The organism is Streptomyces paromomycinus (assembly GCF_003865155.1).
GTDB lineage: Bacteria > Actinomycetota > Actinomycetes > Streptomycetales > Streptomycetaceae > Streptomyces > Streptomyces chrestomyceticus.
The window spans coordinates 9,230,763-9,257,747 of sequence record NZ_BHZD01000001.1; the positions used below are offsets into that span (position 1 = coordinate 9,230,763).

Here is a 26,985-nt window from a genome sequence, read left to right on the forward strand (position 1 = left end):
CAAAGTGAGGGCTGCCGACCCTCGAATCATGGCACGCCGATCGGTCCAGACCGACGCGGAAAGCGCGGAAGTCGCGGGAACGCGCCGCGCCTGCGGCCACGGGGTCGCCGGTCATTTCGGTCGTTGCCATCCTAGGGGGAATCATGAACGGCCTGGCGTACTCGGACCTGCCCCTGCCCCTGCGCTCGTCTCTTTTCTGCCACCGGAAAGGAACAACGGCAACGGCCCCCTCCGAACCTGATGCACGCGGGAAATGCCGTCGGCCCGGCACGGGGACCGGACGATGACCGGCCGGGAGCGCGTGTCCGCCGGAGCCGCGGCCGTCTCGGTGCCCGAACTGATCCGCCGCCAGGTGGCCCGCACACCGGACGCGGTGGCCGTGGCGGACACCGGACGCAAGGACACGTACGAGGAACTGGCGGCGGCGTCGAGCCGGCTGGCCGCGTACCTGACCGCCCGGGGCGTGCGGCGCGGTGACCGGGTCGCGGTGGTGCTGGAGCGGTCGGCGGGCTTGCTGACGGCGCTGCTGGGGGTGTGGCAGGCGGGGGCCGCGTACGTTCCGGTGGACTGCGGATATCCGGCGGACCGGGTGGCATTCCTGCTGACGGACTCGGCCCCGGTGGTGGTGCTGTGCTCGAAGGCGACCCGATCCGTGACACGACACCTGGTCCCGGCCGGCGCGCGCACCGTGGTGCTGGACGATCCGCGGGTGATGGCGGCGGTGGCCGCCTGTCCGCCCGGCCGCCCAGGGACGGTGGTGGGTGCGGAGGACGCGGCGTACGTCATGTACACCTCCGGCTCGACGGGGCAGCCGAAAGGCGTGCTGGTCCCGCACGGCAGTGTGGCGGGCCTGGTGAGCGACCCGAGGTGGGGAGTGGGCCCGGACGACGCGGTGCTGGCCCACGCGCCGTACGCCTTCGACGCGTCGCTGTTCGACCTGTGGCTGCCGCTGGCGGTCGGCGGCACGGTGGTCATGGCGGAGCCGGGCGCGCCGGACGCGCGGCGCCTCGGCCGGGCGGCGGCCGACGGCGTGACAGCGGTGCAGCTCACGGCAGGGCTGTTCCGGGTGATCGCGGAGGAGTCGCCGGAGTGCTTCCGGGGTTTCCGGCAGGTCATGTGCGGCGGGGACGTGGTACCGGCCGCGGCGGTGGCACGCGTACGGGAGGCGTGCCCGGAGGTGACCGTGCAGCATCTGTACGGGCCGACGGAAGCCACGCTGTGTGCGACGACGCGTCCGGTGCGGCCGGGCGACGAGGTGCCGGACGTCCTGCCCCTCGGGCTGCCGCTGGCCGGCCGCCGCCTGCACGTGCTCGACCCGTGGCTGCGGCCGGTCGCACCGGGTACGGACGGGGAGCTGTACCTCGCCGGGGCCGGACTGGCCCGCGGGTACCTGGGGCGCCCGGGGTTCACCGCGGAGCGCTTCGTGGCCTGCCCGTTCGCGCCCGGTGAGCGGATGTACCGCACCGGGGACCTGGTGCGGTGGAGCGCTGACGGCGAACCGGTCTTCGTCGGGCGGTCCGACGAGCAGGTCAAGATCCGTGGGTTCCGGGTGGAGCCGGGCGAGGTGGAAGCGGCCCTCGCCGCGCATCCGGCGGTCGGGCAGGCCGTGGTGGTGGCCCGGGAGGACCACCCGGGCGAGCGGCGGCTGGTCGGATACGTCGTTCCTGCCGTCGGCCCTGAGGCGGCGACGGAGCCGGACGGGCCCGCCGGTCATGCCGGTCCCGCAGAACTTACCGGTCCCACCGGCCACGCCGGTCTCGAACACCCCGACGGCCGCCACCCCGACGCGTTCCTCGCCGGCCTGCGCGACCACCTCGCCGCGACGCTCCCCGACTACCTGATCCCGGCCGCCCTCGTACCGCTGGACCGGCTGCCGCTCACCCCGCACGGCAAGGTCGACCGCAAGGCCCTCCCGGCGCCCGGCTTCGGCACCGCCGCGCCGGAACAGCCGCGGACGGCGGCCGAGGCGACCCTGTGCGGCTTGTTCGCCGAGGTACTGGGGCTGGACCGGGTGGGGGCGCGGGACGGCTTCTTCGCGCTGGGCGGTGACTCGATCAGCTCGATGCAGCTGGTGTCGCGGGCCCGTCGGGCCGGGCTGGTCCTGACGTCCGGTCAGGTCTTCGGCCTCATGACGCCCGAGCGGCTGGCGGCGGTGGCCGAGACCGTCTCGGACCGGCCGGAAGACGCCACGGCGGACGACGCGGGGGCCGGGGACGTGCCCTGGACCCCGGTGATGCGGGCGCTGGGGAAGCGGGGCGCGGGCAACGGATTCGCGCAGTGGGTGATGGTCGGCGCGCCGGCCGGGCTGACGCGGGACGTGCTGGCGGGCGGGCTGGCCGCCGTACTGGACACCCACGACATGCTGCGCGCCCGGATCGTGACGGAGGGCCCGGAGCCGGTTCTGACCGTGGCCGGGCGCGGCACGGTGGACGCGGCCTCGCTGGTCACACGCATCGTCCCCGAGGACGGCCGCAGCCTGGACGAGGCCGCCGAGCGGGCCGTACGGGACGCGCTGCGGCGGCTCGACCCCGCCGCCGGGACGCTCGCCCAGATGGTCTGGCTGGACGCGGGGCCCGAGCGCAACGGCCGGCTGGTGCTGGTCGTCCACCACATGGTGGTGGACGGGGTCTCCTGGCGCATCCTGATCCCCGACCTCCGGGCCGCCTGCGAGGCGGTCGCCGCGGGACGGCGGCCGGCCCTCGATCCCGTCGGAACGTCCTTCCGGCAGTGGGCCGGGCTGCTGGCGGCACAGGCCACGGACGGGCGCCGCACCGCGGAACTGGACGGCTGGCAGGCGCTGCTGGACGGCGGCGACCTGTCCGTGGGCACGCGGGCGCCCGACCCGCTGCGGGACACCGCCGCCACCGTGCGCCGTACGGAATGGACCGTTCCGGCCGGCCACGCGGCAACCCTGACGGGTCGCACACCCGCCGCATTCCACTGCGGCGTGCACGAAGTCCTGCTGTCCACGCTCGCCGGGGCACTCACCCGCTGGCGGCCGGACACCGTCCCGGCCGCCGGGCTGCTGGTGGACGTGGAGGGCCACGGCCGCGAACCGGTGGCCGAAGGAGTGGAACTGGCCCGTACGGTGGGGTGGTTCACCGACGTGCACCCGGTCCGCCTGAACGCCGCCGGTGTCGACCTCGGCGAAGCCCTGGCGGGCGGCCCGGCGGCCGGCGCGCTGCTGAAGGCGGTCAAGGAACAGGCCAGGGCGGTGCCCGGCGACGGACTCGGCCACGGCCTGCTGCGCCACCTCAACCCGGAAACGGGACCGGCGCTGGCCGCGCTTCCGGCCCCGCAGGTCTCGTTCAACTACCTGGGCAGGTTCCGCACCACCGGGACACCTGCCGGCCCGGCCGGACCCTGGCAGCTCACCGGTCACGCCACGATCGGCGAGTCCGCCGACCCGGCCATGCCCGTACTGCACGCCCTGGAAGCAGAGGCCGCCGTACGGGACACCCCCGACGGACCCGAACTGACCCTCGCCCTGAGCTGGTCCGGCCACCTGCTGGACGAGACAGCCGTACGGACCCTGGGGCAGTTGTGGCTCGACCTGCTCGGCGGCCTGGCCGCGCACACCCGCACCACCGGAGCGGGCGGGCACACGCCCTCCGACTTCCCGCTGCTCACCCTCACCCAGCAGGACGTGACCGAGCTGGAGCAGGCGGTACCGCAGCTCGCGGACGTCTGGCCGCTCTCACCCTTGCAGGAAGGGCTGTTGTTCCAGTCCGTCTACGACGAGCTGGCGCCGGACGTCTACAAGAGCCGGTGGACACTGGAACTCGACGGACCGCTGGACACCGGCCGGCTGCGGGCCTCCTGGCGGGCCCTGGTGGACCGGCACGCCGCCCTGCGGGCGAGCTTCCGCCGGAGCGCGTCCGGCGCGGCCGTACAAGTCGTCGCGCGTGACGTGCCGCTGCCCTGGCACGAGGCGGACGTGTCGCACCTCCCGCAGGACGCGGCGGCGGCCGCGGCCGCGGAGCTGGCCGCACGGGAACAGCGCGGGCGGATCGACCTGGCGACAGCGCCGCTGTGGCGGCTCCTCTTGATCCGTCTCGGCGCGGACCGCCACCACCTGGTCGTCCTCACCCACCACGTCCTGATGGACGGCTGGTCGCTGCCGGTGCTGGTCGCGGAGCTGTCCGCGGCGTACGCAGCGGGCGGCGACGACCCGCGCCCGGCCCCCGTCACCTCGTACCGGGAGTACCTGGCCTGGCTGGCGCGGCAGGACAAGGAAGCCGCACGGGAGGCCTGGCGCACCGCGTTCCACGGCGCGGACGAACCCACCCTGGTGGCGCCGACGGCACCGAAGCACGGCGCGACCGACCCCGTACACCTGCACGCCGACCTCCCCGCCGAGCTGTCCCGCCGGGTGGAGGAGCTGGCCCGCACCCACGGCCTGACCGCGAGCACCGTGGTACTCGGCGCCTGGGCACTGGTCCTCGCCCGGCTGGCCGGCCGTACGGACGTGGTCTTCGGCGTCACCATGGCCGACCGCCCGCCCGAACTGCCGGGCGTCGAGACGATGGTGGGCCTTCTGATCAACACGCTGCCGGTACGGGTGCCGCTGGACGCCGCGCAGCCGGTGCCCGCCCTGCTCAAGGACGTACAGGAACGTCAGTCGGCCCTTTTGCCCCACCGGCACCTCGGCCTGTCCGAAGCGCAGAAACTGGGCGGTCCCGGCGCGCTCTTCGACAGCATCGTGGTCTACCAGAATCTGCCCCGGCCACCGGCCGCTCCGGACCGGCCCGGCGCGCTCACGATCCGCCTCTCGGACGTGACCGACGTCGTCCACTACCCGCTGGGCCTGAACATCACCCCCGGCGAACAGCTCCGCGTCCACCTCATCCACCAGCGCGGACTGCTCCCCGCCGAAGTCGTCGAAGCCCTGCCCGCCCGGCTGGCCCTGGTCCTCGGACAGCTGGTCACCGACGGTCCGGCGCCCGCCGTGGGGCGGGTCGGCGTGCTGGACGCGGAAGAACACCGGCAGGTGGTGACGGAGTGGAACCGTACGGAGGTGCCGCTGCCCGCCGTACTGGTACCGGAACTGCTCCGCCGCCGCGCGGCGCGGTCGGCCGACGCCGTGGCCGTCGAGGACGCCCGCAGGACCGTGACCTACGGGGAACTCACGACCGCGGCCGGCCGTCTGGCACGCCACCTGATCGACCTCGGTGTCGGCCCGGAGCGCCGCGTCGCGGTGGTGCTGCGGCGGTCGGCGGAGTCCCTGACCGCCGCACTGGCCGTGCTCATGGCGGGCGGCGTCCTCGTACCCGTCGACCCGGACTACCCGCCCGAGCGCCGGGCCTTTCTGCTGCGGGACGCCGACCCGGCCGTGGTGCTGTGCGCCGCCGACACCCGGCACGCGGTGCCCGGCGACTGCGCCGCCCGCGTGGCCGACCTGGACGACCCGGCCCTGACCGGGGCCCTGGCACGCCGCGAAGGCGGTTTCGTGACCCGGGCCGAACGCCGTACGCCGCTGGGAGCGGACAACGCGGCGTACCTCATCTACACCTCGGGGACCACCGGCGTACCGAAAGGCGTCACGGTCACCCACCGCGGCCTGCGCAACCTCGTCGCCGACCGGGTGGCCCGGTTCGGCATCGGCCCGCACAGCCGTGTCCTCCAGCTCGCCGCCCCCACCTTCGACGTGTCGATCGCCGACACCTGGCCCGTCCTGTGCGCGGGCGGACGCCTCGTCCTGGCCCCGCCGGGCCCGCCGCCCCTGGGCGCGGACCTGGCCCGCCTGCTGCGCACCCACCGGATCACCCAGCTCGGCGGCACCCCGTCCTTCCTGCTGCACCTGCCGCCGGACGACCTGCCGGACCTGCGCGTCATCGTGACCGGCGGCGAGCCGCTGACCGGGGAACTGCGCCGGCGCTGGGCCCCGGGGCGGCAGGTCCACGAGGAGTACGGGGTCACCGAAGCCACCGTCGTGCAGACGTCCACCGCCCCGCTGACCGGCGGCGAGACGCCCACCGTAGGCCGTCCCGTCGCCAACACCCGGCTGTACGTCCTGGACGCGTTCCTCCAGCCGGTGCCGCCCGGCGTGCCCGGCGAACTGTACGTGGCGGGGGAGGGCCTGGCGCGCGGCTACCAGGGCCGGACGGCGCTGACCGCGCAGCGGTTCGTGGCCTGCCCGTTCCCGCCCGGCATGGGGGTCCCCCCGGCCGAAGGCTGGGGGAGGATGTACCGCACCGGGGACATCGTGCGCTGGACCGGCGACGGCGAACTGGTCTTCGCCGGGCGGGCCGACGACCAGGTCAAGATACGCGGCCACCGCGTCGAACTCGGCGAGGTGGAGGCCGCGCTGGCCGCCCACCCCGCCGTGGGCGAGGCGACGGCCGCGGTCCGTGAGGACCGGCCGGGGGAGCGGCGGCTGATCGGCTATGTGGTGCCGAGGGGGGTGGCGGCCGGCCGGCCGGTGGGCGAGCGGCCGGTGAACGGTCACGCGGTGAACGGTCACGCGGTGAACGGGCATCCGGTGGACGGCCGGTCGCTGGGCGGGTGTCCGGTGGACGGCCGGTCGGTGCGGGAGCACGTCGCCGGGGCGCTGCCCGAGTTCATGGTGCCCGCCGCGGTCGTGGTGCTGGACGCGCTGCCGCGCACCCCGAACGGAAAGGTGGACCGCGCGGCCCTGCCCGCCCCCGCCTTCACCGCGCGGGCCGCCGGCCGGGCGCCGCGCACCCCGGCCGAAGAGCTCCTGTGCGCACTGTTCGCCGAGGTACTGGGGCTGGACCGGGCCGGCGTCGAGGACAGCTTCTTCGAGCTGGGCGGTGACTCCATCGTCTCGCTGCAACTGGTGGCACGGGCCCGCCGCGCCGGACTGGTGCTGACCTCACCGCAGGTGTTCGAGGCGAAGACACCCGAACGGCTCGCCCGGCTGGCCCGTACGGCGGACGACGCGACCGGCCCGCAGGCCTCCGTGGACACGGGCGTCGGCCGGATCCCCCGGACGCCGCTCATGCGGAGGCTGGGCGAGCGGGTCACCGGCGGCGGGTTCGCGCAGTGGGCGATCGTCGCCACGCCCGCCGCACTCACCAGGGACGCCCTGACGGCCGGGCTGCGCGCCGTACTGGACACGCACGCCATGCTCCGGGCCCGCGTGGTGCCGGACGCGGACGGGTGGGCGCTGGAGACGGCGGAGCGGGGTTCGGTTGACGCCGAGGAGCTGATCACCTGTCCGCCGGTCGTGGACGATCTCGACGAGGCTGCCGGGCGTGCGGCGCGGGACGCCGTCGGACGGCTCGACCCGGCGGCGGGCCGCATGGTGCAGGCGGTGTGGCTGGACGCCGGGCCCGGGCGGGCGGGGCGTCTGGCGTTGGCCGTCCACCACCTGTCGGTCGACGGGGTGTCGTGGCGCATCCTGCTCGCGGACCTGCGGGCCGCTTGCGAGACGGCGGCGGAGGGCGGCGTACCGCACCTCGATGCGGTCGGCACGTCGTTCCGAACCTGGGCGGCCGCGGCCGGGCCGGACGCCGAAGCTCATCGGGCGAGCGACGCACTGCGGCTCGACGCGCCGCCCCCCACCGCATCGCCGCTCGACGCGCAACCGTCCTCCCTGCTGCCGTCCGACGCGCAACCGTCCTCCCTGCTGCCGTCCGACGCGCAACCGTCCTCCCTGCTGCCGTCCGACGCGCAACCGTCCTCCCTGCTGTCGGCCGACGCGCAACCGTCCTCCCTGCTGTCGGCCGACGCGCAACCGTCCTCCCTGCTGTCGGCCGACGCGCAACCGTCCTCCCTGCTGCCGTCCGACGCACAACCGCTCTCCCTGCTGTCGGCCGACGCGCAAGCGCCCGACCCGCTGCCGGTCGGCCAAGACCTCGACCCGGCCGTCGACACCGCGGCGACCCTGCGCGAACGGACCTGGGCGGTACCGGCCGGGCAGGCGGAGATCCTGACGTCCCGTACTCCGGCGGCGTACCACTGCGGCGTGCACGAGGTGCTGCTCGCGGCACTGACAGGGGCCGTCATGGCCGGACGGCCGGACGGCGGCGGCTCCGTCCTCGTGGACGTCGAAGGGCACGGCCGGACGGCGGCCGACGGGACCGACCTCTCCCGTACGGTGGGCTGGTTCACCACCGTACGCACGCAACGGCTGGACCTCACCGGCATCGACCTGGCCGAGGTGGCGGCGGGCGGCCCCGCGGCCGGCCGGCTGCTCAAAGCGGTCAAGCAACAGTCCCGGGCGGCAACTGAAGACGGATCGGACCACCTTCCGGGGAGCACCGACGCACCCACCGCGCGGGCGCACCTTCCGGCCGCCCGCATCAGCTTCAACTACATGGGCCGCTTCCTCGCCGCCCCCGCCCGGGCAGGCGCGCCCGAACCCTGGCAACTGACCGGCGAACCGGCCATCGGCTCCTCCTCCGACCCCGGCATGCCCGCCCCGCACGTCCTGGAAGCGAGCGCGGTCATCCGGGACACCGCGGACGGGCCGGCCCTCAGCCTCACCCTCACCTGGCCGGACCGGCTGCTGGACGCGACGGTGGCGGCCCGGCTCGGCCGTGCCTGGCTGGACCTGCTGGACGGCCTGGCCGCCCACACGGACAGCCCCGCTGCCGGAGGGCACACGCCTTCCGACTTCCCGCTCCTGGACCTGGATCAGGACGAGATCGAGCAATTCGAGGCGATCGCCGACCGGTTGAGTGACGAAGCGGCGCGGTGAACGGGGCGTGACGGTTGCGGTCCGGTCGGTCGGCCGCGCGGGCACCACGGCCGTGAGCAGGCATACCGCACCGTCAGGGCCGTATCGGGCACCGCATACACTCACCGTGGCGCCGGACCGTCGTGGCGCAAGTACAACCGTAAGGAGCAAGGGTGTTGGAGCAGGGCTACCCCGTGGACCGGATAGACACCGGTACGGCTCACTCGGCGCGCGTGTACGACTACATCCTCGGCGGGAAGGACCATTACGCCGTGGACCGCGAAGCCGGTGACGTGATGTGCGAGGAGTGGCCGGCACTGCCCGTCCACATGCGGGCCAACCGGAAGTTCATGCACCGCGCGGCCCGCTATCTGGCCCGTGAGGAAGGCATCGGACAGTTCCTCGACATCGGCACCGGCCTGCCCACCTCCCCGAACCTGCACGAGGTGGTGCAGCAGGTGCGGCCCGACGCCCGCGCCGTGTACGTCGACAACGACCCGATCGTGCTGACCCACGCGCGGGCGCTGCTCACCGGCTCCGCCGAGGGCCGGACCGCGTACGTCGACGCCGACATGCGCGACCCGGAGGCCATCATCGGCTCCGGCCAGTTCCAGGAACTGCTGGACCTGCGGCAGCCGGTCGGTCTGATGATCATCGGCATTCTGCACTTCATCCTCCCGCCCGACGACCACAGCCTGGTGCGCCGCCTCCTGGAGCCGCTGCCCGCGGGCAGTTTCCTGGCCATGACCATCGGGACCGCCGACTTCGCGCCGCGCGAGGTCAACCGGGTCGCCGACGAGTACGCACGCCGGGGCATGCCCATGAAGCTGCGCACCAAGGCCGAGGCCGAGGCGCTCTTCGAGGGCCTGGACCTGGTCGGCCCCGGGCTGACGCAGGTCCACCACTGGCGCCCCGACGCCGACCAGGAGCGGGTCGACGACCGGGACATCGCGATGTACGGGGCAGTCGCCCGCAAGAACGCCTGAGGCCCGGCCCCTGCCGACCCGGTCCGTCCGATCCGTACGTTCGCCGGCTCCGAAGAGAAGACAGGGAGCCGGCGGACCGCGGCCCGGCCGTACGGCGCGACCGATGCCACCGTGGGTCGAGTGGATGGGGGAACCACATGCTGCTGACGCTGACCGGAGGCTCCGGCGCGGGCAAGACCACGCTGGCGAATGCGCTGACGGCCACCGCGCCCCGGGTTTCCACCCGTGTCCTGCACGGCGACGACTACTACTTCGGCACACCGGAACGCGGCGGCGTGTGGAGGTACGACGACGCGGGGGCACCGCATCTGGACTACGGATCTCCCCGGTCGATGGACTTCGGTCGCCTCACCCAGGACGCCGACGCCGCACTGGCCACGGCCTCCGTCGTCATCGTCGAGGGACTGTTCGCCCGCCACACCGCACCGTCGGCACGCTGCCCACGCCTCGATATCTTCGTGGACCTGCCGGCCGACCTCCGGCTGGTACGCAAGATCCAGCGCAAGTGCCTGCACCACGGCTTCCCCCTCGACACCCTCCTGCACAACTACCTCCACCACCGACGCGACGCGCACGAACGACACGTCGAACCGGCCCGCGACGCCAGCGACCTGATCCTCGACGCGACACGGCCCGCCGACACCCTGGCCCACCAGGTCTGGTCTCAGGCCCGCACAGAACTCCGGCATCACCTCTCGCCGAAGACGAACTCCGCCGTACCGACGTACAGGTACCGTGGAGCGATCGTCGATTTCCTGAACACCTGAGATCGATGGATGGCTGACAGGAAACCTCCGTCCCAGGAATTCGGCACCGCGACGACCGGACGGTCGGCGGTGTGGAAAAGCATCGAGGAATTCGCGAATGCGTGGGGGCGCCCTCTGGCGCCTGGGGACGGAATTGCGTCATGCGAAGTGCGGAATGCGGAGCAGCGGCTCGGGCTACGCCTCCCGGCAGCCTTGTACGAGGCTTATGCGCTCTTCGGCCGGCGAGCGGACCTGACCGCCGTGCACAATCCCTTGCTCACCCCTGACGAACTGCTGCTCGACCCGTCGGGCGAGCTGCTGGTGTTCCGCAGTGAGAACCAGGGCTGCGCGGGCTGGGGAATTCCCCTGGAAACGCTGGGACACGACGATCCGCCGGTGGGCCTGTTTTCCGACCACCTGCCGGACGTCAGCTGGACGCCATACCTGGAGCGCGTGTCGTGGGCGTGCGCCGAACTGGTGCTGAGCGAGACGGTCATGGCGCGCCGGTACGGCCCGTACGGACGCGAGTGCCCGGCGACCGCTGCGGTCGTCGCGGCCGTCGAGGCCACGTGCACGCCGGTGGCCTTGCCGCCCTGTCCGGCCTGGTACGCCCCGGCGGAAGGCCCGGTGCGCTGGTACTCCGCTCCCGGAAAACTGCTGTGCCTGGAGCCGGGGCCGGACGAGCCGGATCCGGCTGAGCCGGTCCCGGCCCTGGTCGTCGTGGGCCGGACGGAAGCCGATGTACGGGAGGTCATCGCGGCCGTCCCCGGTGACTGGCGTGCGGAGGAGCCGATGCCGGAGGCGGAAGAAGAGCCGTTTCCCGGCTGGTGAGAACACGGTTGGGTGAGATCACGTCCCGCTGTCGGTCGCCTGCCGGCACAGTGGGCATCGGTCACGGCCGTCCCACCGGTCCCATCCGAATGCCGTGGGGGAGAGGGACTGGCCCTCCAACTCGTGGCGCACCGCGACCCGGTAGGCCCAGACCGTGCCGATGTACGGGTGGTAGGCGTCGTGAAAGGCGCGTGAGGCCGGCTCGGCGCCCGTCGCGACGGCCCGTTGCAGGGCGCGGAGTTGCTCGAACAGGGCCTGTCCGGCGCCGGCGACCGCGGTGGACGCGTCGATGAACAGCCGTTCGCGCGCTTCGTAGATCGCGGCATCGCTCAGCGCCGCCCGGGTGGCGGCGCCCAGGTCGGCGTCGGCCACCGGGGACTGGGCGATCTGACGCAGCCGGGCGTGGCCGGCCTCGGCGGCGGTGATGAACTCGATGTACACGGCCCGCCGCCGTTCCCCCGCCCCGCGGTCGTTCTCGTGGCGGCGGCGCAGGTGGTCGGCCAGGACGGTACCGGAGACGGCGAGCGAGCCACCGCAGACCGTCGCGACGAGCGTTCCCCAGTCCACGACGGCCCTCCCCTCCCTCTCCCCGCCGTGATCACGGTGCCGGGAAGGGAATCTACGCGCGGCCTCCGCCGAAGAACAGAGGGCGGGCCCGCGACCCGCCGACTGTGAAAAGTCGCCATGAAGTCACCACTTTGCCGGTTGTTGACTGTTTCTTGGTCGTTCATTGCCGGTAGCGTCCCGTTCTGATCGGCGAATCCGATCAGGGCCGTACCGTGAGCCGTTGGATGCCACCGGAGGATGTATGACCTCTCGTATCACCGCCGCCATAGCCACCTGTGCGCTGAGCCTCGGCGCCCTCGCCACGGGCGTGGGCACAGCCGCGGCGGCACCGTCCGCCACCGCCGCCGGTGCGGATGCGCCGTCTCCGAGGGCGGCGGTCGACGCGCGCGCCGCGGCCGTCGACCGGTGCAGCTACCAGGTGGTCCGCTCCGACGACTCCCGCTACGTCTACTCCGTGAGCGGGGTCGTCGGCGGCAGCACGCGCGAGTTCCCGCTGCAGAAGGAGGACTTCGTGCGGGTCTCCGGCGAGTGGCTCAAGGTCGCCCAGGTGGACGTGTGCGCGGGCGGGCAGAGCCAGGCCCCCGCCACGCTCCGGGTCACGGGCAAGCTGGACCGCCCGGAGCACTACGACCCGTCCGTGCCGCGGACCATCCGCAGTGGCCCCCTCCGGCCCGCGTCCTCGGCGGTGATCCCGAAGGCCCCGCGGCTGACGTCCGTCGACCGCGTCGACGCGGCCACCGTCCGCGTCAACTGGGAAGCCGCACAAGGCGACCCGGACCAGGTGATCGTGCTGGAGCGCAAGCCGTTCTACAGCAGTGAGCTGGGCCTGTGGCACCCGTACACGTTCCAATGGAACGCACCGGACGGCGCCACCTCGATGGACCGGACGCTTCAGCGTGACCCCGGCGTCCCCGCCGGAATCCGGTCGCACTCCTACTGGATGCGTGTGGTGAAGGACGGTTTCGTCAGCGATCTGCGCGCCGAGCGGCCGACCACCGTCGAGCCGTAGCGGGCGAGCAGCGCGGAGGGCGCCCGGCCGGTGCAAGGCCGGGCCGGGCGCCACCGTTCGCGACCTGTACGGACAGCGGCTCGCCCGTATCGACAAGGGTGGCGGGGCCTTCGCCACCGAGGCCGATGCGGCGGCCGAGAAGGCGATCCTCGGCGTCCTCCGTGCCGCCCGGCCCGACGACGCGGTGCTCGGCGCAGAAGGTGGGCGGCAAGGCGCCGCGGACGCAGCGCGGCAGTGGCTGGTGGGCCCCCTGCGCGGCACGCTGAACTACGCCGTCGGCACCGTGCTGGTCGCCGTCGACGTGGCGCTGCGCGAGGGCGCGCGTACGTCACGGACGGCGGCGACCTGTCGGGCAGCGTCACTTCGCGGCCGGCGTCGCCTTGTGCCGGGCCGCCGACTGCGTCGTCACCGGCATCGACGGTGCCCCGGTCGGCCAGGGCGGCCGGGGACTCGTCGCGGCCGCCGACGCCGAGACCCACCGGCTGATGATGACGAGGGTGCGCGGTCGGGAGTAGCCGCGCAGCGTTCCAAAGCGTTCTGGAAGCAGTAACGCGTCGGTGCCGATGATGGTTCCCCACGGACGAACGGCCGCTCGAAAGGCGGCCGTTCGCCGTACGGGAAAGAGGATCGTCACCCTCGGGACTGCGCCCCGATGGTGGGTCCCGCGCCGTTCTTGTACAGGGCGATGAGCTTGCTGAAGTCGAACGGCCGCTGGTCCACGCAGGTACAGCGGTAGGTGTCGCACTGGTCGCCGCCGACGGTGCACGGCGGCTGGACGTCGGGGTTGCCCTGGTTGTGGTCGCGGGTGGCGTCCCACCCGGAGAGCGCGCCGAGCTGGTTCTCGTGGGCGAACTCGACCAGGCTGCGCTGGTTGTCGAGGGTGAAGACCCGCTTGTTGATGTTGCAGCCGAACATCGGGGTCGCGCCCGTACGGTTCCAGGTCTTCGTCGCGTCCCAGGCGGGCCACAGCGAACCGATCTGGCCGTGCATGGCCTTGAGGCCGATGACGCAGCACTCGTACATGTCCGGCGGCGCGCTCTGGCCGAACTCCATCAGCATGCCGTTGACCAGGCCGGGCTCGATCCCGGCGGCGGCCACCTTGGCCAGGAACCTGACGCCGACCGGGCTGAAGCCCGCCGACCCCTCGCCGGGCTGAGCGTCGGCGGGCAGGGTGTAGGAGATCTTGAGACCGGGGTGCTTGACGAGGACCTGGGAGATCGCTGCCGTGTGCCTCAGGTGCGCGGCCTCATCGGCCAGGAAGTCGCCCTCGAAGTCGAAGTCGATGCGCGCCACACCGTAGTTGCGCAGGAACGCCTCGTACTGCTCGACGATCCTCGGGACGTTCGTCTCGACGGCTTCGAGGGGCCTGCCGGAGGCTCCGCCGCAGGAGAAGGCGACCTTGCCGCCCGTAGCGGCCAGCTGCTGGATGTCCTTCTTCCCGTACGAGCTCTGGTCGACCTCCCAGTCGGGGCCGTCCTGACCGGCCCACGCCAGCTTCTTGTTGTTGTTGGCGACGATGAAGCCCAGCATGAAGCCGTCCACACCGGATTCCTGGGCGTACTGGGGAAGGCTGGGGTTCGGCCAGGCCATGTAGTCCACGTACGGCGCGCGCGGCATGTCCCAGGGGCCGCCGTCCGGGAGCTTGTCGGTCGTGCTGAACTCCAGCGGCTGGGACTGGTCGGAGCGGTTGCCCGCGAGGTCGACGGCCGTGACCCGTACCGTGTACGCGGTCGTCGGGGTGAGCCCGGAGAGCACCGCCGTCTCGTCCTTGACCCGCAGTGGCTGGGCGCCGCCGTAGGTGACCTCGTAGCCCTGCACGCCGATGTTGTCGGTGGCGGGGGCCCAGGACAGGGTGGCCTGGGTCGGGCCGACCGTGTCCACCTGCAGGGTCGTCGGCGCGCTCGGCGGCGTCGTGTCGTCGGGCACGTCGGCGGACTGCCCGTTGATCTTGAACTCGGTCGGCAGCGGACCGGGGCCCGGCATGGACCGGGAGAAGCCGAGCCGGAACTCCTGGGTGCCGCGGTTCGGCGTGACGATCTTGCGCTCGGGCACCAGACGCCCGGTGATGACGTTGCCGGACCGCTGCCAGACGAGCCCGTAGACGTTGGTGACGTTCTGGTCCGACTGCACGCGGAACGAGATTTCCGGATCGACCAGTGGTTCGCTTTCGAAATTCCACACAGTGGCCTTCATGGTGCCGTACCACTCGCCAGGAGATTCCCATTCCGGCGTGACGTACTGCTTTGCCATGTCCCCACCCCTCGTTTCCGACGTCCGGTTCCCGGACGTGCCTCCCCCCGTCGCGACCCCGTTGTGAACCTGTCGCCTCGTTGCGATCCCGTTGCGACAGGGAACCTAGGCACGGCACATGCCTGCGTCAATCAGGGAAATCGGCCAGTGCCGGACCGGCCGGAAGAGTGCGCGGGAAGTGGCGCAATTCCGGGACGACGCCGCGGAGCGTGGTGCGGATGCGTCCGGTGCAATTCCCGGAAAGAACTGTGCCGGTGGTGGGGGAAGAGGTACGGGGATACGGGAGTACGTGGGGCTGCGCTCCCCGGTGGGCGGCGGGCCACGGGCAGGCCCGGCCGTGTACCGCAAGACCCTCCGCCCCACCCCGCCTTTGTCCCGACGCACAACACGCGACCTGCTGATTCGTCCTCCCGGACCAAGAACCCGGAAGGCCGCCGTGCGTACGCTGCGGCCCAGTTGACCGAGCCCCCCCCCGGCGCCGTGCCGCCTCCGCTCCCCTCCACGCGAAAGGCCCCGACGTGTCCTTGGACCTGCACCACCGCGCCGTCGTCGCCGATGCCCACAACGACCTCCTCATGGCCGTTGCCGCGCGTCCCCCGCAACGCTGGGGCGCCTTCTTCCGGGACCGGTGGCTGCCGCAGCTGCGCGAGGGCGGCATCGACATCCAGGTCCTGCCGGTCTTCATCGACGACCAGTACCGTCCCGAGGGCGCGCTCCGGCAGACCCTCCGCATGATCGAGTGCGCCCATGTCCTCGCCGAGGCCAACGCCGCAGACGTCGCGCTGTGCACCGACGGAGCCGGCATCGACGAAGCCCTCGCCGAGCGGAAGATCGCTCTGGTGCTCGCCCTGGAGAGCGCGCCGGGCATCGACGCCTCCGTCGAACTGTTCGCCACCCTGTTCCGGCTCGGCGTACGGATCGCCTCGATCGCCCACTGGGGACGCACCCCGCTCGCGGACGGCAGCCGGGAGGACGCCACCGGCAGCCGGCTGACCGCCCCCGGCGTGCGGGCGCTGCGGGAGATGGAACGCCTGGGCATGCTCTTCGACATCTCCCACCTGGGGGCGAGCGGTGTCTCCCACGTACTGGAACTCGCGACCCGCCCGCTCGTCGCCACTCACTCCTGCGCCCGCGCCCTGCGGGATCACCATCGCAACCTCACCGACGACCAGCTCCGCGGTGTGGCCGGCACCGGCGGGGTGGTGTGCGTGAACTTCGTTCCGGACTTCCTCACCGACGACGAGTCGAAGGTGAGCGTCGACCTGGTGGTCGACCACATCGAACATGTCGTCTCCGTGGCCGGGACCGACCACGTCGGCCTCGGGTCGGACTTCCTCCGCGAGGTGGTGGCGGACGTGACCCCGCCCTGCTGCGAGAACCTCGACGAGGAGGATCCGCAGTTCGACTTCCCCGATCTGGCGGGCCCGGCCGACCTGCCCCGGGTCACCGAGGCGATGCTCCGCAGGGGGCTGCCGGAGGAGGACGTCCGCAAGATCCTCGGCGGCAACATGCGGCGGCTCATGAGCAAGAACATGGGCTGACGCCCGGCCCGAACGGTGCCCGCCGGGGCATGGCGGCTCAGCACCAGTCATCCCGGCCCTGCCATTCACCCGACACCTCACGGAGGACAACCCGTGCCGCACGACTCCGCACGCCGTTTCGCGCCGGCGGACGACACACCGGACACACCGGATGCGCTGGACACACCGGGAACACCGTCAGCACCATCCCTGGACGCCATGCTCGCCGACCTCGAAGAGCTGGTGACCTGTGAGTCCTTCTCCGACGACCACGCCGCCGTGGCCCGCAGCGGTCAGGTGGTCGCCGCGCAGGGCCGCCGGCTGCTCGGTGTCTCGCCCCAGACGCTCACCCTCGACGGCATCACCCATGTGCAGTGGACGTTCGGAACGCCGCGCATCCTGCTGCTGGGCCATCACGACACCGTCTGGCCGACCGGCTCCCTCAAGACGCATCCCTGGTCGGTGGAGCAGGGCGTCGTCCGCGGGCCCGGCGTCTTCGACATGAAGGCCGGCCTGGTGCAGATGTTCCACGCTCTTGAGTCGCTGCCTTCCCTGGACGGCCTCTGTGTGCTCGTCACCGGGGACGAGGAGACCGGCTCGGCCACCTCCCGCGCACTGATCGAGGACATCGCGCGCCGGTGCTCGGCCACGTTCGTCCTGGAGCCGTCGGCACCCGGCGGAGCGCTGAAGACCGGCCGCAAGGGCGTGTCCCTCTACGACATCACCGTCCACGGTCGGGCCGCCCACTCCGGACTGGAGCCGGAGAAGGGCGTCAACGCGGCCACCGAACTCGCCCACCAGCTGCTCGCCCTGGGCGGCGTCGCGAGCACCGTCAACGCCTCCACCGGGCCCGGGACGAGCGTCACCCCCACCACGATGCGGGCCGGCACCGCGAACAACACCGTGCCCGCACAGGCCGAGCTGAGCGTGGACGTCCGCGTCCCGGACGCCACCGCCCAGGACGCGGTCGACCGGCTCATCCGGTCCCTGCACCCGCGGATTCCCGGCGCCCGCCTGCAGATCGACGGCGGCCCCAATCGGCCGCCCCTGGCCCCCGACGCCTCCCGCGACCTGTTCGCCCTGGCCACCGAAGAGGCCGTACGGCTCGGCCTCGGCCCGCTGCGCCAAGCGGCCGTGGGCGGGGCCTCCGACGGCAACTACACCGCCGGGGTCGGGTGCCCCACGCTCGACGGCCTCGGCGCGGTGGGCGACGGCGCGCACGCCGACCACGAACACGTCGTGGCCGCCACCATGCCGGACCGCGCCCGCCTCCTGGCCCGCCTGGTCGGAGCACTGCGGTGAAGGGGGCGACCGTCCGGGAGCTGCGCCTCATGGCGGACTTCGACGCCGTCAGCCTGCTCTACGCCGGCATCTGGGGGACCCCGCCCGCCCACTCACCCATGTCCGCCGAGGTCATGCGCGCCCTCTCGCACGCCGGCAACTACGTGGCCGGAGCGTACGAGGACGGCCGGCTGGTCGGCGCCTCCGTCGGCTTCTTCGGCGAACCCGTGGGCACCAGCATGCACTCGCACATCACCGGCGCCGAAACGGGCCGTGGCGTGGGCCTCGCCCTCAAGCTGCACCAGCGACAGTGGGCGATGGCCCGCCGCCTGGAGCGCATCACCTGGACCTACGACCCGCTCATCCGCCGCAACGCCTACTTCAACCTCGTCAAACTCGGCGCCCGGCCGCAGGAGTACCTGACCTCTTTCTACGGCGCGATGGACGACGTCATCAACGGCGGCGACGAATCCGACCGGGTCGTGGCCGCCTGGAACCTCACCACGCCCACCCCGCCGCCCGGGACGACCGAACTGCCCGCCGGCGCCGCGCACGTCCTCCGTAACGACGAAGGCCGCCCGCGGACCGTGCCGACCGACGCCGCCACCGTCCTCGTCGACCTGCCCGACGACATCGAGGCCCTGCGCGGCACGGACCCCGGCGCCGCCCGGGCCTGGCGGCTGGCCGTACGGGACACCCTGGGCGGCCTGCTCGCCGAAGGCGCCCGCGTCGTCGGCTTCCACGAACGCCGCCGTTACGTGGTCCGGCGCCCCGGCGCCCGCCCCTGACCGCTTGCCACCCCCAAGGAGTCACCAGTCGTGCAGACGAAGATCACCGGCGTCGAACTGCGCCGCATCGCGATGCCGCTCGTCGCCCCGTTCCGTACCTCCTTCGGCGTGGAGACCAGCCGCGACGTGCTGCTGGTCCGCGTCGTCACCGCCGAGGGCGAGGGGTGGGCCGAGTGTGCCGCGATGTCCGAACCCCGCTACTGCTCCGAGTACGTCGACAGCGCCCAGGAGGTCCTGCGCACGTTCCTGATCCCCGCCCTGCCGAAGGACGGCATGGACGCGCACGGGGTAGGACGCGTCCTGCGGCCCTTCACCGGCCACCGCATGGCGAAGGCCGCGCTGGAGACCGCGGTGCTGGACGCCCAGCTCCGCGGCGCCGGCGAGTCCTTCGGCTCCTACCTGGGGGCCGCCCGGGACCGGGTGCCCTGCGGCGTCTCGGTCGGGATCATGGACTCCGTAGCCGAACTCCTCGACGCCGTCGCGAAGTACGTCGACGAGGGGTACGTCCGGATCAAGCTGAAGATCGAACCCGGCTGGGACGTCGAGCCGGTACGTGCCGTACGCGAGCGCTTCGGTGACGACCTGCTCCTCCAGGTCGACGCCAACGCCGCCTACACCCTGGTGGACGCCCGGCAGCTCGCCCGACTGGACGCCTTCGACCTCCTGCTGATCGAACAGCCGCTGGCCAACGACGACATGGTCCAGCACGCCGAACTGGCCAAGCTGCTGCGCACTCCGATCTGCCTGGACGAGTCCATCGAGTCCGCCGCCGACGCCGCGGCGGCCATCTCCCTCGGCGCCTGCTCCGTCATCAACATCAAGCCGGCCAGGGTCGGCGGCTACCTCGAAGCCCGGCGCATCCACGACCTCGCCCGCGCCCACGGCATACCCGTCTGGTGCGGCGGCATGCTGGAGACCGGCATCGGCCGGGCCGCCAACGTGGCCCTGGCCGCCCTGCCCGGCTTCACCCTCCCCGGCGACACCTCCGGCTCCAGCCGCTACTTCGCCACCGACATCACGGAGCCGTTCGTCCTGGCCGACGGCCACCTCGACGTCCCCACCGGTCCCGGCCTCGGCGTCGAGCCGCTGCCCGATCTCCTCGACGAGGTCACCAGCTTCAGCGAATGGGTGGCGCTGTGAGGGTGCCGTCGGGGCGACGGATCCCGGGCACTACTCGGTGGGTGTGACAGTGCCGGTGTGATCTCCCGCCCACACCACGGGGGTCCGGCCCGACCACGGGCTTGCCTGTTCGAGTTGGCCGGCCAGGCGGAAGAGGCGGCTTTCGAGGCCGTACCCGGCGGCGAACTGCATACCGATCGGGAGCCCCGTCTCCGTGTCGGCCGTCACCGGCACGGACATGGCAGGTGTGCCCGCCACGTTGAACGGCATGGTGAACGGCGAGCGGTCGTTGAGGCGGTCGATCCAGCCGAGACCGTCCAGCGCCGCCGCGCCCTCGGCGTAGGTGCCCAGCGGCATGGGAAGTTCCGGCAAGGTCGGGGTGAGCAGGATGTCGTGGGTGTCGAAGTACCGCGCCAGGCTCCGGGCGACCCGGTTGCGGACCGTGAGAGCCGTGACGAACTGGGGGCCGCTGACCCGCTGCCCGTAGTGGTGGCCGGCGAGGGTCGCCGGTTCGAGGGTCGAGGAGTCGACGGGCCGGCCGAAGGCGGCCGCCAACGCGTCGACCGAGGCCGTGAGATGCACCGTGAACAGGCGGGCGTTGGCCAGGACGAACTCCTCCCAGTCGACCCCGAGGCCGACCGTGACCTCCTCCACACGGTGGCCGAGGGCTTCGAGCAGCCGCACGGTACGGGCCAGCGCGTCGGCCACGGGTGCGGTGGTGCGGCGTCCGCCCCATGCCTGGGGGAGGACACCGATACGCAGCGAGCCCGGGTGGCGGGTGACCTCCTCCGCGTAGGGCCGGGAAGGCTCTTGGGCGAAGTAGGGGTCGCCCGGTTCCGGGCCGCGCATCCGGTCGAGCAGCGCCGCACTGTCGCGTACGGTGCGGCTGACGCTGCCGTGCACGGCCAGGCCGCTGAAGGTCTCGTCGGCGTCGGGGCCCATGGACACCCGGCCGCGGGTGGGCTTCAGCCCGAAGAGGCCGGTACAGGCGGCGGGGATGCGCAGGGAGCCGGCGGCGTCGGTGGCGTGCGCGATCGGGACCACCCCGGCCGCGACCGCAGCGGCCGAGCCCCCGCTGGATCCGCCCGCGCTCAGCTCCGGGCTCCACGGGTTGCGGGTCGCGCCGTACAGCACGGGTTCCGTCGTGATGCTGTAGGCCAGCTCCGGTGTCGCGGTACGGCCGAACGTCACGAGACCGGCGTCACGGAAGCGCCGCATCAGGGCGGAGTCGGCACCGGCGACATGGCCGGCCGCGAGCCGGCTCCCCAGCTCGGACCGCCTCCCGGCCATGGCGACTCCGATGTCCTTGATCAGGAAGGGCACGCCGGTCAGCGGTGTGCTGCCGGAATGGAGGCGGGGGCCGGGACGGGCGTCGGGACCGGGCTCGTCAGCGGTGGGCCAGGTCTCCACGACGGCGTTGATCCGCGGGTCGACCGCCTGTACGGCCTCGCGCGCGGCTGCCTCCAGCTCGGCGGGGGACACCTCGCCCCCGGCCACCAGCTCCGCGAGCCCGACAGCGTCGAAGCGAACGTACTCGGAAACTCTCACAGTCACTCCCAAAGGGACGATGGATACCGATGAGTGCCGAACGATACCAAGCGGTATCGCGTGGGCCTGGCTGGTACCGTAACAGGAGTTGCGGGGGCCCACGGGCCCAGCAGACCCAGCAGGTCCGACAAGCCCCACGATGGGCCGGAGGCACGGAGCAGTCATGGCAGTGACCACGAGAAGGCCGGGCAGGGTGGCCAAACTGCCGCCCCGTGAGCGCATCCTCGACGCGGCGGAAGAGCTCTTCCAGCGCGAGGGGATCCGGCGGGTGGGCGTCCAGGCGATCGCCGAGCGGGCCGAGACCACCAAGATGGCGATCTACCGGCACTTCGAGACCAAGGACGCCCTGGTCGCGGAGTGGCTGCGGATCGTCGCCGCCGACTACCAGGCGGCCTTCGACCGGGTCGAGGCCGAACACCCCGGCCGCCCCAGGGAGCAGATCCTGGGCCTGGCCCGCTTCATCGCCGACGGACTGCCGACGCTGTCGTACCGGGGCTGCCCGTTCATCAACTCCCTCGCCGAACTGCCCGACCGGTCCGACCCCGCCCGGCAGGTGATCGAGCAGCACAAGGCCCGCCAGACCCGCAGACTGGTCGGCATGTGCGCCGAGGCCGGGCTGCCCGACCCCGAGCAGGCCGCCGCCGAGATCACTTTCGTACTGGAAGGCGCGCAGGTCAGCACGCAGAACGGAAGCATCGACCAGACGGGGGAGCGGCTGATGAAGATCGTCGAGGGGATCGTGGACCGGCACGGCGCCCGATCCGACGCGGGGCGGGCGAGCACCGGCTGACAGTCACCGGCGGGCGGTCACCGGCTGACCGTCGCAGCCAGGCCGGGCAGGGCGTCCGAAGTCGCTTCGTCCGCCGGGTGGAAGGCCCAGATCCGGTGGCCTCCGCTGCCAGGAAGCTCCAGGACGTGCTGGTCGAGGGCGAGCGTTCCGGCCCTCGGGTGCCGAAGCCGTTTGTGGTCCAGCGTCTTTTCGTGGAGATGGTGCTCGCGCCAGGCGGTGCGGAAGACGTCGCTGTTCGCGGACAGCTCTGCCACCAGGCGCGTCAGCCGCGGCGATGCCGGCCCGGAGCCGGTCTGGGCGCGCAGGGCGGCCACCATGCAGCGGGCGAGTTCGGGCCACTCGGCGAAGAATGACCGCGCACCGGGAGCGAGAAACACCAGGCGGGCGTAGTTGTCCCGGGGCTCCAGCCCCTCGTGCAGACGGTCGCCGAGCGGGTTGCTGCCGACGATGTCGAGCCATCGGTTCACCAGCAGGGCAGGCACCGGCAGGGAGTCGAGCAGCCGGTGTACGGCCGCAAGGCGCTCCGTACCCATGCGGGGTGCTTCTTCACCCGGGGCCGAAGACGTGACGGCACCCGCAGCGGAACCCGCCCCGGAAAGTTCACGCAGATAGCGCGCCGCCACAGCGTCCAGCAGCAGGGCCCTGGTCAGGCCCTCCACCACGGTGGGGGACGGGCGACGTTCCCGCCCCTGTTCCAGACGCACGTAGTAGTCGGTGCTGATCCCGGCCAGGAGCGCCACCTCGTCCCGCCGCAGCCCCGGCACCTGGCGCTGCGCCCCAGCGGCCAGCCGGTGCTGTTCGGGCCGCACCCGGTCCCGCCGGGCGCGCAAGAAGGCAGCCAGTGGTGTGCTTCCGCCGGGCCCAGTCGAAACGTCCATCCCACCAGCGTAAGGACGAGGCCCAGCGTAAGGACGAGGCGCTGCCGCTCCGGGGTGGGTGCGGCACTCCTACCCGTACGGATCGCCGGGTGCCTAGCGTGTCGAACGCCTGCCGGAGAGCCCGGGGCTCAGCCGGGCAGGCACCAAGACCGTCAAGGAAAAGAGTTACGTCGATGTTCGTCATCACCGGCGCCAGTGGCCGCACCGGACGGGCCGCCGCCGAACACCTCCTCGCCGCCGGGCACCGCGTACGGGCTGTCGGCCGTTCCGCCGGGCGGCTCGCCGGCCTCGCCGCGCGGGGCGCCGAGGTGTGCGAGGCCGACCCGGCCGACCCCGTCGCGCTGACGGACGCCTTCCGCGGCGCGGACGGTGTCTACGCGGTGATCCAGCCCAACTACCTCCCCGACCACCCCGACTTCGGCGCCTTCCAGGACCAGGCCGCGGCCTCCCTGGCCGAGGCGGTCGCCGCGTCCGGGGTGACCCGCGTCGTCGGACTCAGCAGCTGGGGAGCCCAGCACGCGAGCGGCACCGGACCGGTCAGGGGGCTCCACCGCTTCGAGCAGCGCCTCTCGGCCGTCCCCGGAGCCGACACGCTGTGGCTGCGGGCGGGCTACTTCATGGAGAACCTGCTCGACCATCTCGGCACCGCCCGGACCCACCACCGCATCAGCGCCCCCTTCGACCCCGGCCTGCCCCTGCCGTTCGTGTGCACGCGCGATGTCGGGGCGCGGGCCGGAGAGCTGCTGGCCACCGGGACCTGGCACGGTACGGAGATCCTGGAGCTCCAGGGCGAACGCGACGTGAGCATGCGGGAAGCCGTGCACGTGATCGCCAAGGCGGTGGGCGCGGACGACTTCACCTACGAGCGGACCGGCCTCGCCGGCTTCCACGCGGGCCTCCTGGCCGCAGGCGTGTCCGCCGATGTCGCTGCCATGATGGCCGAGGTCGGCGAGGCCATCAATGCCCGGCACATACGGATGCGGCAGCCGCGTACCGCCCGGACCTCCACTCCCACCTCCATCGAACGGTTCGTGGCGGACGAATTCGCTCCCCGGTTCCGCACGGCGCACCCCTCCAAAGCCGGCTGATCTCGCTGACCTCGCCCCTCATGTTGTGCAGATGGACAACAGGAACGTACGTTCCTGTTGCGATCGGCCAGTCACCCGGGCGCGTCCAGGAAGCAACCTGGGCTGTCCGGGCAGCAGCCTGGCCGGATCCGGGAACATGCGGTGAGGAGCACCTGTGCACGCCTGTACGCTCGGCGACCTGATCGACATCGTCGGCAGCCCGCCCCTGCGGCTGCACACCGCTCCGGCCGGTTTCGCCGCCCCGGTCACCGAGGCGCTGCTGTACGACGCGCACGCCCCGCTGCCCCGTGCGCCCGGCGCCCTGCTGCTCGCGGTCGGCGTACGGGCGGCCGCGGCCGGGCCGCTGATGCGGGCCGCGGCGGAGGCCGGGATGACCGGCGTCGTGGTGCGGGGCACGGCCGGGCCGCCGGTCGGCGCGGCCGAGGCGCACGGCATGGCGCTGCTGGCCGTCGACGAGGACGCGGCCTGGCACCACGTCCATCTGATGCTGGCGTCGGCGATCGGCGCCCGGTCGGCGCACAGCGCCGCCGGCCTCGGGGACCTGTTCGCGCTGGCCGACGCGATCGCGGCGGCGACCGGCGGGGCGACGGCGGTGGAGGACCCGCGCCAACGGATCCTGGCCTACTCCACCGTGCCGGGACAGCCGGTCGACGAGGACCGCCGCCAAGGCATCCTCGGCCTCCAGGTCCCGGGCAGCGTGGACAACTCCGAGCAGGTCAGGAAGGTGCTCTCGGCGGACGGGCCGGTGTGGCTCCCCTCGCTCACACCGGGGGACCTGCCGCGACTGGCCGTCACGGTGCGGGCCGGCGGCGAGACCCTCGGCTCGATCTGGGTGATCGACGGCGGCGCCCTCGCCCCGGACGCCGAGGAGACCCTGGCCCAGGGCGCGTCCACGGCGGCACTGCTCCTGCTGCGCGCCCGCGCGGCCCAGGAACTGGCCCGTCACCAGAACACCGACCTGCTGCGCCGGCTGCTGGACGGCTCGGCGGACGCCTCGACGGCAGCGCACCGCCTGGGATGGGACGCGGTGCGCGTGGCCGCGTTCGAGCTGGACTTCACGGCGAGCGTGCCCGACGCCGAGCGGACCTCGCTCAGGCTGCTCGATGTCGTACGCCTGCAGTGCGAAGCGCGATACGGGCGGCACGCGTGCGTCCTCCTGGACGGGGTGGTGTACGCGTTGTTGCCGGCGACCAAGGAGAGTGCCGGAACGCGCACGCCGCAGGAGCACAAGATCACCCACCAGCGGCACCGGCAACTGGCGGAGGACATCGTGCGCCGGGCCGGGCGGTCGCTGCGCGTTCCGGTACGGGCGGCGCTCGGCGAGGTGGCACGGGACCTCGGCGACGTGGCGGACTCGCGCGCGGACGCGGACCTGGTCCTACGGCTGTTGCACGACGACCTGCCGGTGGCCACGGTCGACGAGGTGCGGCCCCGGGTGACGCTGCTGCGGCTCTCCGACGTCATGCACAAACAGCGGGGGCTGCGGGCGGGTGCCTGGCAGCGGGTGCTCGCGGCGGACGCCGGGCACGGCACCGACTACGCCCGCACCCTGGTGTCCTGGTTCGACGCGGGCTGCGACGTGGCGGGCGCGGCGAAGCTGCTCTCGGTCCACCCCAACACCTGCCGCTACCGCCTGAAGCAGGCCGGCCGGCAACTCGGGATCGACTTCGACGACCCCGACGAACGCCTGGTGCTGTGGCTCCAGTTGCGGACGCTGGCGGGACTCGGCGGCGCCGCCGGAGCCGGAAACGCGGACGCTCCCCGGACGCCGTGAGGCGCGCCGGGGAGCGGGGGGAGGGGCCCGGTCAGCGGAGGTCGTGGATGAGCTTGCCGATGATCGCGTCCACCTTGTCCGAGTCGAACGACTCCGAGCCGATCAGCAGGGTCACGGCCCGCCGGCCGTCGTCGGTGACGGCGTTACGGAATTTGTGGCCGGATTCCATATGGCCGCTGTGACCCCAGGTGACAAAGCCCGGAGCGGTTTCGTAGCGTTCGACCCCCAGGCCGTAGCGTTCACTCGGGAAGCTGTCCGCGACGGTCTTCTTCATTTCGGCGAGCTGGGCCGGGGCCAGCAGCTTTCCGGAGAGCAGCGCGGTCCAGAACGTGGTCGCGTCGGCGCTGGTGGACACCAGCGCCCCCGACGCGTCGGCCCCGGAAACGTTCCATTCCGTCCGGTCCGCCGGTTTCCCGCCCCGGTCCACATAACCGCGCATCTCCGGCTTGGGCAGCGTGGTCCGGTCGCCGGGCCAGAAGGTGTGCCGCAGCCCGAGCGGCTCGATGAGCCGCTGCTCGATCTCGGTGCCGATGTCGCGGCCGGTGACCTTCTCGACGATCAGGCCGACCAGGTTGTAATTGGTGTTGGAGTAGGAGAAGCCGCCGGGGGTCCGGTCGTCGGGCGGGGGCAGCGTCAGGGCCTGCTCGACCGTCTCCAGGGGCTCCATGTGCTCCCAGCGGTGCGCCTCCAGGTCGTCCCACGCCTCCAGGTAGTCGGGCAGGCCGCTGGTGTGCTGCAGCAGCTGCCGGATCGTGATCTTGCGCCCGTCGTAGTGCTCGGTGCGGACCAGGCCGGGCAGCTGCCGGTCCACGGTGTCGTCCAGCTTCAGCTTGCCCTCACCGACGAGCTGGAGCACGACCGTGGCCGTCCAGGTCTTGGTGTTGCTGGCAATACGGCCGTGCTCGTTGCCGACGGCCTTACGGCCCGTCCGCAGGTCGGCCAGGCCGACACCGCCGTGCCGTACACCGCAGCGGGGGCTTTTCACCGTGACGCTGATTCCCGAGGCGCCGACCTTTTCCAGCGCCCGCAGCGCGGTCTGGACGGGCCGGGTGTCGCACCGCGGTGCCGCGGCCGACGCGGCAGGCGCCGCTGTGATCAGAGAGGCGGTGCATGCCAAAGCCACGGCGCTGGTTCCGTATCGCATAACGTTGAACGTCTCCTTCAGT

General features: G+C 72.7%; 17 protein-coding genes and 3 pseudogenes. 14 read left to right on the forward strand and 6 right to left on the reverse strand.

The features are described 5' to 3' along the window. Positions 1-283: 283 nt before the first annotated feature. Positions 284-6,823, forward strand: a pseudogene (locus OEIGOIKO_RS39235) (amino acid adenylation domain-containing protein); the annotation flags it as partial. 349 nt (positions 6,824-7,172) lie between these two features. Here OEIGOIKO_RS39235 and OEIGOIKO_RS44035 read toward each other — a convergent pair. Beyond that, positions 7,173-7,955, reverse strand: coding sequence for a histone H1-like repetitive region-containing protein (locus tag OEIGOIKO_RS44035; protein WP_371859040.1), 783 nt, complete (start codon positions 7,953-7,955; stop codon positions 7,173-7,175). A gap of 290 nt (positions 7,956-8,245) precedes the next feature. Between OEIGOIKO_RS44035 and OEIGOIKO_RS44040 the strand changes: the two are divergent. The 4 genes and pseudogenes from OEIGOIKO_RS44040 to OEIGOIKO_RS39250 form a co-directional block, all read left to right on the forward strand. Beyond that, positions 8,246-8,665, forward strand: a pseudogene (locus OEIGOIKO_RS44040) (hypothetical protein); the annotation flags it as partial. A gap of 155 nt (positions 8,666-8,820) precedes the next feature. Next, positions 8,821-9,630 (forward strand): SAM-dependent methyltransferase, encoded by an 810-nt coding sequence (locus OEIGOIKO_RS39240; protein ID WP_125059552.1) that lies wholly within the window; start codon positions 8,821-8,823, stop codon positions 9,628-9,630. A gap of 137 nt (positions 9,631-9,767) precedes the next feature. Continuing rightward, positions 9,768-10,397 carry a uridine kinase family protein gene (locus OEIGOIKO_RS39245; protein ID WP_125058046.1) on the forward strand — a complete coding sequence of 210 codons (630 nt, stop codon included), beginning with the start codon at positions 9,768-9,770 and terminating at the stop codon, positions 10,395-10,397. A 240-nt stretch (positions 10,398-10,637) separates the two neighbouring features. Further along, positions 10,638-11,207 carry a hypothetical protein gene (locus tag OEIGOIKO_RS39250; RefSeq protein ID WP_125058047.1) on the forward strand — a complete coding sequence of 190 codons (570 nt, stop codon included), beginning with the start codon at positions 10,638-10,640 and terminating at the stop codon, positions 11,205-11,207. An 18-nt stretch (positions 11,208-11,225) separates the two neighbouring features. On the opposite strand, the gene OEIGOIKO_RS39255 is transcribed toward OEIGOIKO_RS39250, so the two are convergent. Then, positions 11,226-11,774 carry a CchlQ gene (locus tag OEIGOIKO_RS39255; protein ID WP_125058048.1) on the reverse strand — a complete coding sequence of 183 codons (549 nt, stop codon included), beginning with the start codon at positions 11,772-11,774 and terminating at the stop codon, positions 11,226-11,228. A gap of 241 nt (positions 11,775-12,015) precedes the next feature. Here OEIGOIKO_RS39255 and OEIGOIKO_RS39260 point away from each other — a divergent pair, with 241 nt between their 5' ends. Further along, entirely contained in the window at positions 12,016-12,783 is a 768-nt protein-coding gene (locus tag OEIGOIKO_RS39260; RefSeq protein WP_125058049.1) for a hypothetical protein, read from the forward strand. A 64-nt stretch (positions 12,784-12,847) separates the two neighbouring features. After that, positions 12,848-13,298: pseudogene (locus OEIGOIKO_RS39265) on the forward strand (inositol monophosphatase family protein). 115 nt (positions 13,299-13,413) lie between these two features. Here OEIGOIKO_RS39265 and OEIGOIKO_RS39270 read toward each other — a convergent pair. Beyond that, positions 13,414-15,033: a fibronectin type III domain-containing protein gene (locus tag OEIGOIKO_RS39270; protein ID WP_125058050.1), complete on the reverse strand. Its 1,620-nt coding sequence runs from the start codon at positions 15,031-15,033 to the stop codon at positions 13,414-13,416. A 518-nt stretch (positions 15,034-15,551) separates the two neighbouring features. On the opposite strand from OEIGOIKO_RS39270, the gene OEIGOIKO_RS39275 reads away from it, so the two are divergent. The 4 genes from OEIGOIKO_RS39275 to menC all read left to right on the forward strand — a co-directional run bounded on the left by OEIGOIKO_RS39275 (position 15,552) and on the right by menC (position 19,762). Then, the gene (locus OEIGOIKO_RS39275) at positions 15,552-16,574 is read left to right on the forward strand and encodes a dipeptidase (RefSeq protein WP_125058051.1); all 1,023 of its coding nucleotides are present in this window, start codon (positions 15,552-15,554) and stop codon (positions 16,572-16,574) included. Positions 16,575-16,772: 198 nt separating this feature from the next. Next, positions 16,773-17,855, forward strand: a complete 1,083-nt coding sequence (locus OEIGOIKO_RS39280) for a M20 family metallopeptidase (RefSeq protein WP_125059554.1) — start codon at positions 16,773-16,775, stop codon at positions 17,853-17,855. Beyond that, positions 17,852-18,622, forward strand: a complete 771-nt coding sequence (locus OEIGOIKO_RS39285; protein ID WP_246177864.1) for a GNAT family N-acetyltransferase — start codon at positions 17,852-17,854, stop codon at positions 18,620-18,622. The genes OEIGOIKO_RS39280 and OEIGOIKO_RS39285 overlap by 4 nt, the downstream gene beginning before the upstream one ends. A 30-nt stretch (positions 18,623-18,652) precedes the next feature. Further along, positions 18,653-19,762, forward strand: a complete 1,110-nt coding sequence (menC, locus tag OEIGOIKO_RS39290) for an o-succinylbenzoate synthase (RefSeq protein ID WP_125058052.1) — start codon at positions 18,653-18,655, stop codon at positions 19,760-19,762. A 30-nt stretch (positions 19,763-19,792) separates the two neighbouring features. Here the strand turns inward: menC and OEIGOIKO_RS39295 are convergent, their stop codons facing one another. Further along, complete coding sequence (locus tag OEIGOIKO_RS39295) at positions 19,793-21,289, reverse strand: amidase (RefSeq protein WP_125058053.1); 1,497 nt, start codon at positions 21,287-21,289, stop codon at positions 19,793-19,795. Positions 21,290-21,452: 163 nt separating this feature from the next. Between OEIGOIKO_RS39295 and OEIGOIKO_RS39300 the strand changes: the two genes are divergently transcribed. Then, positions 21,453-22,079, forward strand: coding sequence for a TetR/AcrR family transcriptional regulator (locus tag OEIGOIKO_RS39300; protein ID WP_125058054.1), 627 nt, complete (start codon positions 21,453-21,455; stop codon positions 22,077-22,079). A 17-nt stretch (positions 22,080-22,096) separates the two neighbouring features. Here OEIGOIKO_RS39300 and OEIGOIKO_RS39305 read toward each other — a convergent pair whose 3' ends face one another. Next, positions 22,097-22,957 carry a helix-turn-helix domain-containing protein gene (locus OEIGOIKO_RS39305; protein WP_125058055.1) on the reverse strand — a complete coding sequence of 287 codons (861 nt, stop codon included), beginning with the start codon at positions 22,955-22,957 and terminating at the stop codon, positions 22,097-22,099. Positions 22,958-23,130: 173 nt separating this feature from the next. Between OEIGOIKO_RS39305 and OEIGOIKO_RS39310 the strand changes: the two genes are divergently transcribed. Together OEIGOIKO_RS39310 and OEIGOIKO_RS39315 are read left to right on the forward strand one after the other, a co-directional pair. Continuing rightward, the gene (locus tag OEIGOIKO_RS39310) at positions 23,131-24,045 is read left to right on the forward strand and encodes an NmrA family NAD(P)-binding protein (protein ID WP_125058056.1); all 915 of its coding nucleotides are present in this window, start codon (positions 23,131-23,133) and stop codon (positions 24,043-24,045) included. 154 nt (positions 24,046-24,199) lie between these two features. Beyond that, positions 24,200-25,819 carry a PucR family transcriptional regulator gene (locus tag OEIGOIKO_RS39315; RefSeq protein ID WP_125058057.1) on the forward strand — a complete coding sequence of 540 codons (1,620 nt, stop codon included), beginning with the start codon at positions 24,200-24,202 and terminating at the stop codon, positions 25,817-25,819. 31 nt (positions 25,820-25,850) lie between these two features. On the opposite strand, the gene OEIGOIKO_RS39320 is transcribed toward OEIGOIKO_RS39315, so the two are convergent. After that, positions 25,851-26,942 (reverse strand): serine hydrolase domain-containing protein, encoded by a 1,092-nt coding sequence (locus OEIGOIKO_RS39320; RefSeq protein WP_246177869.1) that lies wholly within the window; start codon positions 26,940-26,942, stop codon positions 25,851-25,853. Between the last annotated feature and the right edge of the window lie 43 nt (positions 26,943-26,985).

What these genes read in the sequence shown, in the direction of transcription:
- OEIGOIKO_RS39280 (WP_125059554.1), top strand. Translation starts at nt 16,773, where the DNA reads ATGCTCGCCGACCTCGAAGAGCTGGTGACCTGTGAGTCCTTCTCCGAC.
- OEIGOIKO_RS39245 (WP_125058046.1), top strand. Translation starts at nt 9,768, where the DNA reads ATGCTGCTGACGCTGACCGGAGGCTCCGGCGCGGGCAAGACCACGCTG.
- OEIGOIKO_RS39305 (WP_125058055.1), bottom strand. Translation starts at nt 22,957, where the DNA reads ATGGACGTTTCGACTGGGCCCGGCGGAAGCACACCACTGGCTGCCTTC.
- OEIGOIKO_RS39300 (WP_125058054.1), top strand. Translation starts at nt 21,453, where the DNA reads ATGGCAGTGACCACGAGAAGGCCGGGCAGGGTGGCCAAACTGCCGCCC.
- OEIGOIKO_RS39310 (WP_125058056.1), top strand. Translation starts at nt 23,131, where the DNA reads ATGTTCGTCATCACCGGCGCCAGTGGCCGCACCGGACGGGCCGCCGCC.
- OEIGOIKO_RS39260 (WP_125058049.1), top strand. Translation starts at nt 12,016, where the DNA reads ATGACCTCTCGTATCACCGCCGCCATAGCCACCTGTGCGCTGAGCCTC.
- OEIGOIKO_RS39270 (WP_125058050.1), bottom strand. Translation starts at nt 15,033, where the DNA reads ATGGCAAAGCAGTACGTCACGCCGGAATGGGAATCTCCTGGCGAGTGG.